This window comes from Flagellimonas meridianipacifica, assembly GCF_003001695.1.
GTDB classification, from domain to species: Bacteria; Bacteroidota; Bacteroidia; order Flavobacteriales; family Flavobacteriaceae; genus Flagellimonas; species Flagellimonas meridianipacifica.
The window spans coordinates 1,598,361-1,613,324 of record NZ_PVYX01000002.1 but is presented as its reverse complement, the minus strand read 5'-3'; the positions used below and the strand labels follow the sequence as shown (position 1 = coordinate 1,613,324).

Here is a 14,964-nt window from a genome sequence, read left to right as displayed (position 1 = left end):
GGATAAAAGATTTACTGTTGTGAAGACCTAACTTCTATGGAATGTGAAGTTTTATTTCCTCCTGAGGAATACACCACACCTTTAAGAGGTGAACAATCCGAATAATCCAAACCATGGCAAATCTTGATGTGGTCATTTGCTACCAAAATATCATTAGTAGGGTCAAAACCAACCCAGCCTGCCTGGGGTACGTAGGCTTCGGCCCAAGCGTGCATTTGTGAATCCCCAAAATATCCATTTCCTTGATGCAGATACCCTGAGACGTATCTGGCAGGGATGTGATTCGCTCTCGCAATAGCCAAAAACAAATGCGTAAAATCCTGACATACACCATGTCGTTTCTCAATAATCTCCTGTAGGGGAGTGTCAACATGGGTAACACCTACCTTAAAAAAGAGATGAACAAAAACCCAGTGATTCAGAGCCATTAGATTTTCAAAAACGTTCTTGTTTGCATTGAATGGGAAAATGGTTGTGAAATCCGACGGTAATTCAGTGAATCTGGTCTTTCTGAGAAAAATCTCATTAACCGTTCTGAAGGCTATGGATTGTATTTCCTCCAAATCTGCTTGCCAATTTTGATTGGGGATAAAATCAAAAGGATTGCTGGATTTCTTTTGTACTCGAAAGGAGGCTTTAAAATCAGCTTTGGTAAACTTTTCCTTGGTATGTGCATGGATGGATTTAAACCCTAAACCATTAACGGATTCATTTTGATCCAGTTGAATATTCGACTTCATCTCCCAATCCAGTAGTTGTTGCGTATCGTTCTCTTCAGGGATAATCAAAAATTGCCAGAACGCTCCATTTACTAAGGATTCATATTCGTTTTGGGTGCTATATGTTATGGCAAATTCAGTGGGCATTGAAAAAATAAGGCGTAAAATACGTGAATAGTTTTCAATACTTGAAAAATTCCTCTTCCATCCTTTTGGAAATATTGTAAAGTTGCTCCAAAATTCGCTGGATGAACAATTTTACATCCTGCTCAATATCCTCTACATTCATGAATTCAATTTCTGAGCGAAGTTTTCCTGCAAGAAATGCAGAGGAATTCTTTTTAGGGTTTTTATCCAAATCTAATTCATGCAAATGTTTGCTTACTTGATTCATACTGTTCATAACAGACCTGGGACAAGTACCATTAAGTACCAAAAACTCCAAAGTACATATGATATTTGGTGTTTTTCGGTAAAAACGTCGCATCATATCATAGGATTCGGCACATTTCAATAAAGTAGACCATTCGAAACTGTTTCCCATTTTGTCGCCGTAACTGCCTTGAGCCAAAAGGGCATCATGATATTTTGCATTTATAATTCGTATGATTTGGGTGGCCCGTTCTATATTAACCCCCAACATAATGATGGAATAGACTTCGTCATGCAAAAGGGTCCCTCGAATTTTGCCTCGTAGAATGGCGGTACGCTCCATAACATTCATACTATAGTCGTAAAGCCCTTTTTTTACAAAATACTCGGGATTGTAGTTCAACACAAAATGGTAGAATTTATTGATGGCTTCGTAAAGTTCCGTGGAAATTAAATCTCGAGCTCCATTGGCATTTTCCCTGGCTGCCTTAACATTATTGATAATGGAATAGTATGAATCTGGGTCAAGCCCAATATTGAACAACACTTTTTCTTCTTCCAACACCTTTTCCGGGTCAATTTCAGGTTCACCTATCATAAAGAGGAAGGAGCGAAGCACAAATTGTCGGGATTGGGAAAGTTCGTTGGGAGCATCGAGAGAAGAAAAATAGTTGACATTCAAGTATCTCGCTATATGTTCAGACCTTTCGATATAGCGGCCCATCCAGAAAAGATTATTAGCTACCCTAGCCAGCATATTATTCGTCTTTTTTTAGCACCCAAGTGTCTTTAGAACCTCCTCCTTGGGAAGAATTGACAATTAGATTTCCTTCTTGAAGCGCAACACGGGTAAGGCCACCCCTAAGAACAAATTCTGAATCTTTGCCCAACAAAGTAAAAGTCCGAAGGTCAATATGGCGTTGTTCAAAAGATTCTTTTTCATCTATATAGGTCGGGTGAACCGAAAGGGATAGGATAGACTGGGCTACATACTTTCTGGGTTCCTTTTTTACTTGTTCCTGTACCTGTTTTATCTCTGCTTTGGATAATTTGTTTCCAATTGAAATTCCGTACCCTCCAGCTTCATCTACTGGCTTAACCACCAATTTGTCCACATTTTCCAAAACATACTTTAACTCATTAGGTCTGCTGCAATGGTAGGTATGCACATTGTTCAAAATGGGATCTTCTCCCAAATAATATTTAATGATATCCGGCATATAGGTATAGACCGCCTTATCATCAGCAACACCGGTTCCAGGGGCATTGGCCAGGCATACATTTCCCTTTTGATAGGCGGCGAAAAGTCCAGGAACCCCCAAGGTTGAGTCCGGTCTGAATTCCAATGGGTCTAAAAATGCATCATCGATACGTCGGTAAATTACATCTACTTTTTCCGGACCGTTGATGGTTTTCATGTAAACAAAATTGTTTTCCACAAACAAATCCCGACCCTCGACCAACTCAACACCCATGGCTTTGGCTAAATATGAATGCTCGTAATAGGCTGAGTTAAACATACCCGGTGTAATAACTACACAATTAGGATTGTCCACACCGTGCGGTTTTACACTTTCCAGAATTTGAAGCAAATTTTCAGCGTAATCCGTTACGGTATAGGCGTTATAGTGGTTAAAAACACCAAAAAGCGCTCTTTTTAATGCCGTGCGATTACAAATCACATAGCTCACACCAGACGGACACCGAATATTATCTTCCAAAACATAGTAGTTTCCGTCAGAATGCTTTATGATATCCGTTCCGGAGATATGATTATAAATTCCTCCAGGAGGGTTTACATCCATCATTTGGTGAAGGTAGTTTGCAGAAGAGGATAGTAATTCGAGCGGCACCACTTTGTCTTTGATAATTTTTTTATCGTGGTAAATGTCCTGCAAGAACAGGTTCAAGGCCCTGCTACGTTGTATAGCTCCGGATTCAATGATATCCCATTCATCCGTGTCTATAATTCGAGGAAATAGGTCAAAGGGGAAAATCTTCTCTTGGGTTTTTTCCTTATCGTAAACTTGAAAGGTGATGCCCTGATTAAAAAAAGAGGACTTTGCTTTATTGTTCAAGTTTACGTAGTCCATGATGGAATGTTCACCATACAGACATAGCAACTTTTCGTAAATGGCTTTAGTGCTTCCATCTTTTTCAAAAACCTCGTCAAAAAGCTCGGTTTTTTGAGGATAAGAAGAAAAAAGTGAGTTAGTTGGGTCAGTTTTCATTTGAAGAGAAAAATTAATGGAATTTTAAGGAAAAACCAATGAGATATTCATAAAAAAATAACATTCTAATGAGTAATATCTAATTAAAGCTGATTAAAGTTGAGGATTCTGCTTTTAGTTTCTGGCGGAAGTATTAGTGGATAAAAGTTTTAGTTTTTGGTTATTTTTAGAGGATAATTGAACACTATGAAAAACAACTACCTGCTATTGTTCCTTTTTACTTTTGGAATTTTATCAGCACAGACCTTCGACAAAACCAAAGACTATCAAAAATTTGATGGCTTTTTTGACTTTTACTATGATGATGCCAAAGACAAGATTTATTTGGATGTTGAGGCACTTAATCAAGCCTTCTTGTACGTGTATTCCCTAAGCAGTGGAATAGGAAGTAATGATATTGGATTGGATAGGGGGCAATTGGGCAATGAACAAGTTGTTTATTTCAAAAAGGCGGGAAACAAATTGCTTTTGGTACAACCTAACTTAAAGTTTAGAGCGTTGACCAAAAATGAACTGGAAAAGAAGTCAGTGGAACAGGCTTTTGCTAAATCCATTCTTTTTGGTTTTCCAATAGTTGAGGAATCCAAGGGACACTATCTTATAGATATTACAGAATTTCTTATGCGCGATGCCCATGGGGTTTCCGCACGATTAAAGAGTAGAAAACAAGGTAGTTATAGCTTGGATAAATCAAAAAGCGCATTTGCTTTTGAACGTACCAAGGCGTTTCCGAAGAACGTGGAATTCGATATGACTTTAACCTTTAAGGGGACGCCACAAGGAGATTGGATTCGTTCGGTAACTCCAAATCCCAATTTGGTAACCGTTGCCCAGCATCATTCATTAATAGAATTACCGGACGAGGGGTATAAAAAACGTGTTTTTGACCCACGTTGCGGGTCGTACCCATTCACGTACTATGACTATGCTACTCCTGTTCAAGAACCCATTTTGAAACGCTTTGTAAGAAGGCATCGATTGGAAAAGAAAAACCCTAATGCAGAGGTCAGTGAGGCTGTGGAACCCATAATTTATTATTTGGATAATGGCACACCCGAACCCGTACGTTCAGCACTTTTGGAGGGCGGAAAATGGTGGAACCAAGCTTTTGAAGCTATTGGATATAAAGATGCTTTTCAACTTAAAGTACTTCCAGATGACGCGGACCCTTTGGATGTACGCTATAACGTGATTCAATGGGTACATCGTTCCACAAGAGGTTGGAGTTATGGAAGCAGCGTTACGGACCCCAGAACGGGAGAAATAATAAAGGGCCATGTAAGTTTGGGAAGTCTTCGCATTCGTCAGGATTTTTTGATAGCCCAGGCTCTAATGAACAAACCTTTTGCAGAACGTGATGATAATTATCAACCCATGCTGGAACTGGCCTTGGCTAGAATTCGGCAGCTTTCTGCTCACGAAATAGGACATACCTTGGGATTTGCCCACAATTTTGCGGCAAGTACAAATAATAGGGCTTCTGTTATGGATTATCCGCATCCCCAATTTGAACTTAATGGAAACTCCATAGATTTTTCAAATGCTTACGACACTGGAATTGGGGAGTGGGACAAGGTGACCGTGGCCTATTCTTATGCAGATTTTCCATCTGGCACTACAGAAAAAGAGGGGTTGAATGCCATTTTGAAAAAAGCACAAGACGATGGTTTACGCTACATATCAGACCAAGATGCACGACCTATGGGCGGAGCCCATGCGTATGGTCATCTTTGGGACAATGGAGCTAGTGCCTCTCAAGAACTTGAAAAGGTGCTGGAAATACGTAAAGTTGGTATTTCCAATTTTTCAATAGACAATATCCGCTCTGGTGAAGCAAACTCCACATTGGAGGATGTATTTGCCCCTTTATACTTCTTCCATAGATACCAAACTGAAGCAGTTTCCAAAATGATAGGCGGTTTGGATTATAACTATACTGTAAAAGGCGATGGGCAACGAACCGTTTATCCGATAAATTCTAGCAACCAGGAGAATGCATTAAAAGCTATTTTAACCACCTTGGATGCTTCTGTTATAGCTATCCCTAAAAATAAGTTGGAATTATTTCCACCAAGGGCTATCGGCTATAGTCGTTCCAGAGAATCTTTTAAAGGAAGGGCCGGGGTTTCTTTCGATGCTCTATCTGCTGCGGAAACTTCTGCGGATATGACTTTGGGATTGTTGTTGCATCCTGAACGTGCTTCACGTTTGATTCAACAAAAGAGCTTGAACGATAATCAAATTGGGCTTGGTGATGTGTTTAAAGAACTAACTATAAATACCCTTCAGAAAAAACATAGGGATGAATATTGGCAGGAAGTGCAAAATACTATCAATTTTAGGGTATTGTACCATATCATGAACTTGGCGGCACACAAAAAAGTACATCCCCAAGTGAATGGAATAGCTACCCAACATTTAAAGGAAATCCGAAAAAATCTATTGGAGGGCACTAAAAATGCAGTGTCGGAAGAAATGGTAAGACGTATAGATGCTTTCTTGAAGATACCAACGGCATTTAAGGTGATTGCTGCTCCAAAAATTCCAGATGGCTCACCCATTGGGATGGATTGTATGGATTAACAGTGAACAGTTTCTTTACCCATGAAGAAAAACCGTAAAAATTCAGAACATTACTTGTGGGGAGAGAACTGTCATGGATGGCACTTGGTTAAAGGAAGCGAGCTAAGTGTTATTGAGGAGTTAATGCCCTCAAACACGAAAGAAACTAGGCACTACCATTCCAAATCTCAACAACTTTTTTATGTTTTGAAAGGCGAAGCAACCTTCGAAATTGAAAATGAAGTGTTAAAGGTACCAAGTAGGGAAGGGATTCATATCCAACCTAATCTTGTGCATCAAATACGTAACGAGGGGGGCACAGATTTGGAGTTTTTAGTGATATCCCAACCCACAACAAGAGGGGACAGAACCAATGTGAACAATCCAGAATAGATGACAGCAATGAAGACGGGAAAACCATTTTATCTACTAATAGGTTGTTTGCTACTGCAATCCAATTTGCTCTCTCAAGAAAAAGAGACAACAGGGGACGCTTTTACAAATCTGGTTTGGTCTGATGAGTTTGATGGTGAGGGACCCATTGACTCCGAAAAATGGTTTCATCAAACACAACTTCCGCCCGGTGGTAGCTGGTGGGGTGGTATCATACAGCATTATACGGACCGTGAGGCTAATACCTTTGTGAAAGATGGCTATTTGAATTTGGTAGCGAAAAAGGAAAAATTCAGGGACCAAGGGGTAAAAAAAGAGTATACTTCAGCACGGCTTAACTCAAAATTTGCCTTTACCTATGGGAAAGTGGAAGTGAGGGCCAAATTGCCCGAAGGAATAGGAACCTGGCCCGCAATATGGATGTTAAACACCAACATTGATGAGGATGGGGCCTATTGGGATGAAAAATATGGAACTACTAAATGGCCTAATTGTGGTGAAATTGATATCATGGAACATTGGGGCAAGAATCAAGATTTTGTTTCAAGTGCGGTACACAATGGGGATAGTTTCGGAGACAAAGTGAAGAACTTTGGAGAACAAAAAATTAAGAATGCTTCAAGTAAATTTCACATCTATGCCATGGAATGGACCAAAGAAAAAATAGTTTTCAGTGTGGATGGTATTACCCATTTCGAATATAATCCAAAGGTTAAAAACAAAGACACTTGGCCATTTGATTCAAAGTACTACTTCCTTCTAAACATTGCCATTGAACCTGAAATTGACCCGAGCTTTACTGAAAGTTCAATGGTGGTTGATTACATTAGAGTGTTTCAGTAGGTTTCCGAACTGTTTTTTTTAAAAGGGGTCCAATTCAAATCCTTTTATTCGTCACTATAAAAAGAGTAAAATGAACAGGTATTTTAGTTTCTTATTAATCTGGGTTTTGCCCATTATTGTTTGTCTAGGACAGACTGAAGGTGAAACCAAAGTATTCGCGATGATTTATACTCCGGGAGAAAATTGGAATTATGAAATCACGTTTGACCAGCAGCCATTCTTTAATGCACATTCGAAACATATTCAAAAGTTAAGAAAGGAAGGCAGTATTGTAATTGGAGGGAGATATTCGGATAAAGGTTTTATGCTTTTGCGAGCAAAGGACAGTATTAAAGCCGTTACCATAGTGGAGAAAGACCCTTCCGTAACAAATGGCATTTTTGATGTGGAGTTGTTCGAGTTCAGCACCTTTTATAGCGGTTGTCTGCAAAACAAAAAAAGTAATTAGAGTAGCTATGGAGGACTTTAAGAATATGTTTGAGGCTAATTCGAGAGCTCTTGAAATGGGCCTGATTCTGCGTGATATCGTGTATCAATCGTTTCAGAATATTGAAGAATCCATTGCTGGAGGGGCCAAGGTGAAATTGGCCTTGTACAGCAGGGGAGGCAAGGAAAATGTACTTTGTGGGATTCAGAAAGGTTCGGGAGATACATGTATGCTTTATGTGCATCATGTGGAGTCCATAACCCATGATAGGCTAAAATTCAGTGGCAAAGGAAAACATGCAAAAAGAATTAAGTTCTCCAGTGCGGAGGAAATTCTCAAGGAGGATATTGAATGGTTGTTTTCCCAAGTAAATCAAAACTCTCCCTATTAATGGCTTCTAGCCTAAGATGAGATACAATTATTTGCCTTAAATTTCACTTTTGAATCTCAGTTTATGCAGATAAATCTCATTAGCGATACTGTTACCAAGCCTACTCCAGGAATGCTGAAAGCCATGATGCATGCCCAAGTTGGGGATGATGTTTTCAAAAATGACCCTTCAGTGAATGCCCTGGAAGAAAAAGTGGCCGATTTTTTTGGAACGGAATCCGCTCTCTATTTCCCTAGTGGCACGATGACTAACCAAACGGCCATAAAATTGCACACCCAACCCGGAGACCAGCTTATATGTGATAAATATGCACATGTCTACAATTACGAAGGTGGTGGTGTCAGTTTTAACAGTGGGGTGTCCTGCAAGTTGGTGGATGGCCATAGGGGTATGATGACTGCTGAGCAGGTGGAAAAAGCAATTAATCCACCAGACTTTTACCACAGTCCGCTAACTAGTCTGGTTTGTATTGAGAACACTACGAACAAGGGAGGCGGAGCATGTTGGGATTTTAGTGAACTTGAAAAGATAAAAACCGTTTGTGATACCCATGGTTTGAACTATCATTTGGATGGTGCTCGACTTTGGAATGCTTTGGTAAAAAAGGAAGAAGACCCAAAAAAGTATGGTAAGCTCTTTGATTCCATAAGTGTTTGTTTTAGCAAGGGCTTGGGGTGCCCTGTTGGTTCCGTTTTGGTAGGTAATGAAGAGTTGATTGACAAGGCGTTACGAACACGTAAAGTCCTTGGCGGAGGTATGCGACAATCTGGGTTTTTAGCGGCCGCAGCAATATATGCTTTGGAAAATCATATTGACAGACTTAAAGAAGATCATGAAAAAGCCCAGGAAATTGGCAAGGTATTGAGCGAACACAGTTTTGTGAAAAAAGTGGAACCCATAGAGACCAATATTATCATTTTTGAGTTGGATGAGTCGCGAGTATCGGAGAAAGAGTTTGTGGACAAATTGGCGCAAAAGCACATTTCTATCATCGGTATGGGCCAAGGGAAGTTGCGAATGGTTACACATCTGGATTATACAGATGAAATGCATTCGATTCTTTTGCAAACCTTAATTGAGTTGGGGTAGTGTTCTTTACTTAAAAAGGGAATCCATTCCTGGAATATTGGGCATTCCTTCTTTTGCAACTGCACCTAATTCGGCTTGGTTTACTTGCGTTGCTTTCTCTATGGCCTTATTCAAAGTAAGTATTAGATAATCTTCCAACTGTTCTTTGTCCTGTAATAAGGATTCGTCGACGTTGATGGATTTGATTTCACGGTTGGCTGTTAAGGTAACATGCAACAATCCATCAGAAGACTTTTCATCCACCATAACCGTGTTTAAACGCTCTTTTGTGGCCTTTACTTTTTCTTGGGTTTCTTTCAATTTGCCCATCATCCCCATTAAATCTCCAAACATATTTTTTTATTAAGAATTTCAGTGTTAAAAGTAGTAAATTGGACGAAATAATTCGCTAATGAAACTTCATCATCCACTAGCCTTCCTTTTGATTTTCTGCCTTATTTTTGTCGGCTCTTGTAAAAAAAATAATACGTCTATGGAAATAACGCCACCATTGGCCAAAAAAGTTCCGAAATCCTTGAAGATTCATGATGATGTCCGTATCGACAATTATTATTGGATGAATGATAGAACGGACCAGGAAGTTTTGGATTACTTGAATGCGGAGAATGAGTATTATCAAAAAATGACCTCCCATACCAAGGATTTTCAAGATATGCTCTTCAAGGAGATGAAATCCAGAATAAAAGAAGACGATTCCTCTGTACCTTATAAACTAAATGGATATTGGTATATTACCAAGTACGAAAAAGGAAAGGAGTACCCCATTTATTCGAGGAGAGTTGACACTTTGAAAAACAAAGATGAGGTTATGTTTGATTGCAACGTTTTGGCTCAAGGTCATGACTTCTTCAACTTAAGGGGTATTTCCATAAGCCCTGACAATACCTTGGCAGCTTTTGCGGTCGATACGGTTTCAAGACGGCAGTATACCATTCAAATCAAGAATTTGCAAACAGGTGAGGTATATGCGGATAAAATAGATAATGCTACGGGACGCTCGGTTTGGGCGGATGATAACAAAACCTTATTCTACACTAAAAAAGACCCTGTTACGCTTAGAGCAGATAAGATTTGCAAGCATATTCTGGGTACCTCTTCCGAAGAAGATGAGTTGGTTTTTCATGAAGATGACGATACCTTTAATACGTTTGTTTACAAGTCCAAATCCCGGGAATTTATTATTATCGGCTCGGTAAGCACCCTTACATCGGAATATCAAATCCTTGAAGCTGACAATCCAAATGGGAACTTTAAAGTGTTTTCTCCAAGAGAAAGAGGTTTGGAGTACTCAATTTCGCACTATCAAGATCGATTTTACATACTTACCAATAAAGATGGTGCCACCAACTTCAAATTGATGCAAACTTCATTGAACAGCACCGAATCCAATAGTTGGGAAGAGTTTATTCCGCATAGGGAAGATGTCCTTTTGGAGGATGTCGATATTTTCAAAGATTACTATGTGTTGTCCGAACGGAAAAATGGCTTGAATGAATTGAAAATAACAAAGTGGGATAGTACAGATTCCTATTACTTGCCATTTGGTAGTGAAACTTATGTTGCCGGGACGTCGGTGAACTTGGACTTTGACACCCAAATCCTTCGTTATTTTTATAATGAAATGGGCGCTCCTTATGCAATTATCGATTTTGATATGGCAACAAAGAGCAAGACCATTTTAAAAGAGCTCGAAGTGCTAGGAGGGAAGTTTGATAAGGAAAACTATAGAACAAAACGCGTTTGGGCCACTGCACGTGACGGAGTAAAAGTCCCAATTTCCATGGTGTATCATAAAAACACTCCAATGGATGGCACAAGTCCTTTGCTACAATATGCATACGGTTCCTACGGCAATACTATTGACCCCTATTTTTCATCCATCCGTTTGAGTTTGTTGGATAGAGGTTTTATTTATGCCATAGCCCATGTTAGAGGCGGGGAATATTTAGGTAGACCATGGTATGAGGACGGGAAGTTGCTACGGAAGAAAAATACCTTTACCGATTTTATTGATTGTTCCAAGTTTTTGATTGGTGAAAACTACACTAGCGCTGAGCATTTATATGCCAGTGGAGGTTCTGCAGGAGGATTATTGATGGGAGCTGTGGTCAATATGGCTCCAGAACTATATAATGGGGTTATAGCGGCAGTGCCTTTTGTGGATGTTGTTACAACCATGTTGGATAACACCATTCCTCTCACTACGGGTGAATATGATGAATGGGGCAATCCGAACGAAAAAGAATACTACGATTACATGAAGTCCTATTCTCCTTATGATAATGTTGAAGCAAAAGGATATCCCAACATGTATGTTTCCACAGGTTTACACGATTCACAAGTTCAATATTGGGAACCCGCCAAATGGGTTGCTAAGTTGAGAGAATTAAAAACGGATAACAACGTTTTATACTTGGATACGAATATGGAAGCAGGTCATGGTGGCGCTTCTGGAAGGTTCGAATCCCTAAAGGAAACAGCCAAAGAGTACAGTTTTATACTGGATTTAGAAGGAAAAGCCCTGTAAAATAAAAAATACTATTTTTGCACCGATGATTTTTGAAGTTCAAAAACCATCCCTTATCTAAGCCAATATGAAGAAAAAGATAAATGCCTACAGCAGTATTCTTGATTTAATTGGAAGTACCCCCTTAGTTCACCTTAACCGAATCGCTGAACCTTTGACCGGTAATTTTTATGCGAAACTGGAAGCTTTCAATCCAGGGCATTCCGCAAAGGATAGGATTGCCTCTTACATAATTGAAGAAGCCGAAAGAAAAGGAATTCTAAAACCTGATAGTACCATAATAGAGACTACCTCGGGGAATACAGGATTCAGTTTGGCTATGGTCAGTATCGTGAAAGGCTACGATTGCATTTTGGCAGTAAGCTCAAAATCTTCACCTGACAAAATTGACATGTTGAGATCTATGGGAGCCAAGGTATATGTGTGTCCTGCACACGTAAGTGCAGACGACCCACGTTCCTATTACGAAGTTGCTAAGCGATTGCACAGTGAGATTGACAACTCAATTTATATCAATCAATATTTCAATGAATTGAATATTGAGGCACATTATAAAACAACCGGACCTGAAATTTGGGAACAGACCAATGGCCAGATTACCCATTTGGTAGCTTGCAATGGTACGGGAGGCACTATTTCCGGGACGGCAAGATACTTAAAGGAAAAAAATCCGGATATCAGAGTTTTGGGTGTGGACGCCTATGGCTCTGTGCTTCAAAAATTTCATGAAACTGGAGAATTTGACCGAAATGAGATTTATCCATACCGTATTGAAGGTTTGGGGAAGAACTTGATTCCTTCTGCTACGGATTTCAATACCATCGATAAATATGTGAAGGTCACAGATTCAGAAAGTGCCCACATGGCCAGAAAAGTGGCAAAAACTGAAGGTATTTTTGGAGGATACACTACAGGGGCAGCCGTTCAGGCCTTGTATCAATTAGACATGGAAGGTGAGTTTACTGAAGAGAGTAATGTGGTGGTTATATTTCCAGACCACGGTTCACGATACATGAGTAAGGTGTACAGCAATGAATGGATGGAAAACCAAGGTTTCTTTGACCACAAAAACACCGATGTAGCTGAAAAGATAGAATACGTTAAGTAAACCAAAAGGCTTTAAGGTATTGAACGACAATGGTTGGCATTGTCGTTTTTTTATGGAAAACATTCAATTATGCGGGCAAACCAAAAATATATATTTTTGCACTTGAAACAACTATGCGGTAGATGAGAGATTTATTTGACAGAATTATCGAGAATAAAGGTCCATTGGGAAAATGGGCATCACAAGCTGAAGGTTATTTTGTATTTCCAAAACTGGAAGGACCTATTTCCAACAGAATGAAGTTTCATGGGAAGGAAGTGATTACATGGAGCGTGAACGATTACCTTGGATTGGCAAATCTTCCCGAAGTGAAAAAAGTGGATGGCGATGCTGCGTATGAACATGGTTCTGCCTATCCAATGGGAGCTCGAATGATGAGCGGTCACACCGATTATCATGAGCAATTGGAGCAGGAACTGGCGGATTTTGTTAACAAAGAAGCTTCTTATCTTCTAAACTTTGGTTATCAGGGAATCATGTCTGCTATTGATGCTTTGGTTTCCAAAGATGATATCATCGTATATGATGTGGATTGTCATGCTTGTATTATTGATGGTGTTCGTTTGCACGTTGGTAAACGTTTCACTTTCAAACATAATGATGTTGAAAGTTTAGAAAAAAACTTGGAGCGTGCCACTAAGATGGCCCAAGAAACCGGAGGGGGAATTTTGGTGATTTCTGAAGGTGTTTTCGGTATGCGCGGGGAGCAAGGGAAACTGAAGGAAATTGTTGCCCTAAAAGAAAAATTCAAGTTTAGACTATTAGTGGATGATGCACACGGGTTTGGTACATTAGGTAAAACTGGTGCAGGAGCAGGCGAGGAGCAAGGTGTTCAAGACGATATTGATGTCTATTTTGCCACTTTCGCCAAATCTATGGCTGGCATTGGTGCTTTTTTAGCTGCGGATAAAGAAATCATTGACTATTTAAAATATAATTTGCGTTCCCAGATGTTTGCCAAATCACTTCCTATGATTTACGTAAAGGGAGCATTGAAGCGTTTGGATATGTTGCGCACCATGCCGGAACTTAAGGCGAAGCTTTGGGAGAACGTGGACGCACTCCAAAATGGACTAAAAGAACGTGGTTTTGATATTGGCACCACATCTAGCTGTGTTACTCCGGTATATTTGAACGGCAGTATACCAGAGGCAATGGCTTTGGTAAAGGATTTACGTGAGAACTATGGCATTTTCTGTTCAATAGTGGTGTATCCAGTCATTCCAAAAGGATTGATCCTACTTCGTATGATTCCGACAGCGACACATACGATGCAGGACATAGTGGAAACCTTGGATGCTTTCTCTGCAATTCGCGATAGATTGCAAAATGGTACCTACAAACGTCTTTCTGCAGCTGTTGCCGCAGCTATGGGTGAATAATCCTTTTTTAGCGAAAGTACTTATTGATGGTGGCAAGCACGGAAGTTCTATAAGAACTTCCGAATAAATTTAGATGCACCAGCAAGTAGTATAATTGATATAACTCAGTTAGTTCTTTTTGTTTGGGATGCGGAAGAATCAATTTGTGATATGCTGAGTAGAAAGAAGGGCCAAAGCCACCAAACAATCGGCTCATGGCCAAATCAACTTCTGAATGTCCTATATAAGTACTGGGGTCTATTAATACCGGAGTTCCGTCCTTGGCAATTAAAAAATTACCTCCCCATAAGTCTCCATGCAAAATAGCAGGTTTGACTTGACCTATAAGGGAAGTACAAGTTTTTTCCAAATTTTCTCTTGGTGGGATGTCTCCTTTACTAAAAAGGCCTTTTTCCTTGGCCATTTGAATTTGGGGAATAATTCGGTGCTGAACATAAAAAACGGACCAATCTTTTTCTATCGTATTGTTTTGGGATAAATGCCCAATATAATTGTCAAATTGAAAACCAAATACATCAGGTTGAGGAACTAAATGTAATTCTGCCAACTCATGACCCAATCTTTCAAAATCACTGGAATTCGGTGTTTTACTTTCTATAAACTCAAGAATCAAATAGCCAGTCTGGTCAAAAATACCTTCGGCATACACCTTTGGTACTTTAATCGTATGGGTGGCTTCCAGTTGTTTCAGGTTTCTCGATTCAGAAATAAAAAGTTGTTCTGCCCAAGGTTTGGAAGAGGTTTTTAGGAAAAAACGGTTAGAAGCGATTTCAATTACATAGGCATTTGCAATATCACCTCCACTAACAGACTTACTCCCCTTGATTGGGGAACCAAGAACAGTTTCGAGATGGGATTTTAGCTCAGGACGCACAATCAATCAAGATTCATCTTCTTAAAAGTAAGAATTACAAATCCTT

Annotated in this window: 14 protein-coding genes; 9 read left to right on the top strand and 5 right to left on the bottom strand. The window is 39.6% G+C overall.

What is annotated here, in order from left to right:
• Positions 1-11: 11 nt before the first annotated feature.
• The 3 genes from CLV81_RS17440 to CLV81_RS17430 are packed head-to-tail and all read right to left on the bottom strand — an operon-like array spanning position 12 to position 3,322.
• Positions 12-866 (bottom strand): transglutaminase-like domain-containing protein, encoded by an 855-nt coding sequence (locus tag CLV81_RS17440; protein WP_106146797.1) that lies wholly within the window; start codon positions 864-866, stop codon positions 12-14.
• A 34-nt stretch (positions 867-900) separates the two neighbouring features.
• Positions 901-1,848, bottom strand: coding sequence for an alpha-E domain-containing protein (locus CLV81_RS17435; protein ID WP_106146795.1), 948 nt, complete (start codon positions 1,846-1,848; stop codon positions 901-903).
• Between the two features lies 1 nt (position 1,849).
• Positions 1,850-3,322, bottom strand: coding sequence for a circularly permuted type 2 ATP-grasp protein (locus CLV81_RS17430; RefSeq protein ID WP_106146794.1), 1,473 nt, complete (start codon positions 3,320-3,322; stop codon positions 1,850-1,852).
• A gap of 186 nt (positions 3,323-3,508) precedes the next feature.
• Between CLV81_RS17430 and CLV81_RS17425 the strand changes: the two genes are divergently transcribed.
• The 6 genes from CLV81_RS17425 to CLV81_RS17400 all read left to right on the top strand — a co-directional run bounded on the left by CLV81_RS17425 (position 3,509) and on the right by CLV81_RS17400 (position 9,027).
• Positions 3,509-5,905: a zinc-dependent metalloprotease gene (locus CLV81_RS17425; protein ID WP_106146792.1), complete on the top strand. Its 2,397-nt coding sequence runs from the start codon at positions 3,509-3,511 to the stop codon at positions 5,903-5,905.
• Positions 5,906-5,926: 21 nt separating this feature from the next.
• Positions 5,927-6,277 carry a cupin domain-containing protein gene (locus CLV81_RS17420; RefSeq protein ID WP_106146791.1) on the top strand — a complete coding sequence of 117 codons (351 nt, stop codon included), beginning with the start codon at positions 5,927-5,929 and terminating at the stop codon, positions 6,275-6,277.
• Positions 6,278-7,120 (top strand): glycoside hydrolase family 16 protein, encoded by an 843-nt coding sequence (locus CLV81_RS17415; protein ID WP_106146789.1) that lies wholly within the window; start codon positions 6,278-6,280, stop codon positions 7,118-7,120. It begins immediately after the preceding gene.
• Positions 7,121-7,190: 70 nt separating this feature from the next.
• The gene (locus tag CLV81_RS17410) at positions 7,191-7,568 is read left to right on the top strand and encodes a YciI family protein (protein WP_106146787.1); all 378 of its coding nucleotides are present in this window, start codon (positions 7,191-7,193) and stop codon (positions 7,566-7,568) included.
• Between the two features lie 7 nt (positions 7,569-7,575).
• Positions 7,576-7,938 carry a hypothetical protein gene (locus CLV81_RS17405; protein WP_146129935.1) on the top strand — a complete coding sequence of 121 codons (363 nt, stop codon included), beginning with the start codon at positions 7,576-7,578 and terminating at the stop codon, positions 7,936-7,938.
• 63 nt (positions 7,939-8,001) lie between these two features.
• Positions 8,002-9,027 (top strand): threonine aldolase family protein, encoded by a 1,026-nt coding sequence (locus CLV81_RS17400; RefSeq protein WP_106146783.1) that lies wholly within the window; start codon positions 8,002-8,004, stop codon positions 9,025-9,027.
• A gap of 6 nt (positions 9,028-9,033) precedes the next feature.
• Here CLV81_RS17400 and CLV81_RS17395 read toward each other — a convergent pair whose 3' ends face one another.
• Positions 9,034-9,360 carry a YbaB/EbfC family nucleoid-associated protein gene (locus CLV81_RS17395; protein ID WP_106146781.1) on the bottom strand — a complete coding sequence of 109 codons (327 nt, stop codon included), beginning with the start codon at positions 9,358-9,360 and terminating at the stop codon, positions 9,034-9,036.
• Positions 9,361-9,499: 139 nt separating this feature from the next.
• On the opposite strand from CLV81_RS17395, the gene CLV81_RS17390 reads away from it, so the two are divergent.
• From CLV81_RS17390 to CLV81_RS17380, 3 genes are all read left to right on the top strand, one after another.
• Positions 9,500-11,554, top strand: a complete 2,055-nt coding sequence (locus tag CLV81_RS17390) for a S9 family peptidase (RefSeq protein ID WP_245912077.1) — start codon at positions 9,500-9,502, stop codon at positions 11,552-11,554.
• A 67-nt stretch (positions 11,555-11,621) separates the two neighbouring features.
• Positions 11,622-12,662 (top strand): cysteate synthase, encoded by a 1,041-nt coding sequence (locus CLV81_RS17385; RefSeq protein ID WP_106146777.1) that lies wholly within the window; start codon positions 11,622-11,624, stop codon positions 12,660-12,662.
• Between the two features lie 122 nt (positions 12,663-12,784).
• Positions 12,785-14,044: a cysteate-C-fatty acyltransferase gene (locus CLV81_RS17380; RefSeq protein ID WP_106146775.1), complete on the top strand. Its 1,260-nt coding sequence runs from the start codon at positions 12,785-12,787 to the stop codon at positions 14,042-14,044.
• A 7-nt stretch (positions 14,045-14,051) separates the two neighbouring features.
• Here CLV81_RS17380 and CLV81_RS17375 read toward each other — a convergent pair whose 3' ends face one another.
• Positions 14,052-14,918, bottom strand: coding sequence for a fructosamine kinase family protein (locus CLV81_RS17375; RefSeq protein WP_158259152.1), 867 nt, complete (start codon positions 14,916-14,918; stop codon positions 14,052-14,054).
• Positions 14,919-14,964 lie beyond the last annotated feature (46 nt).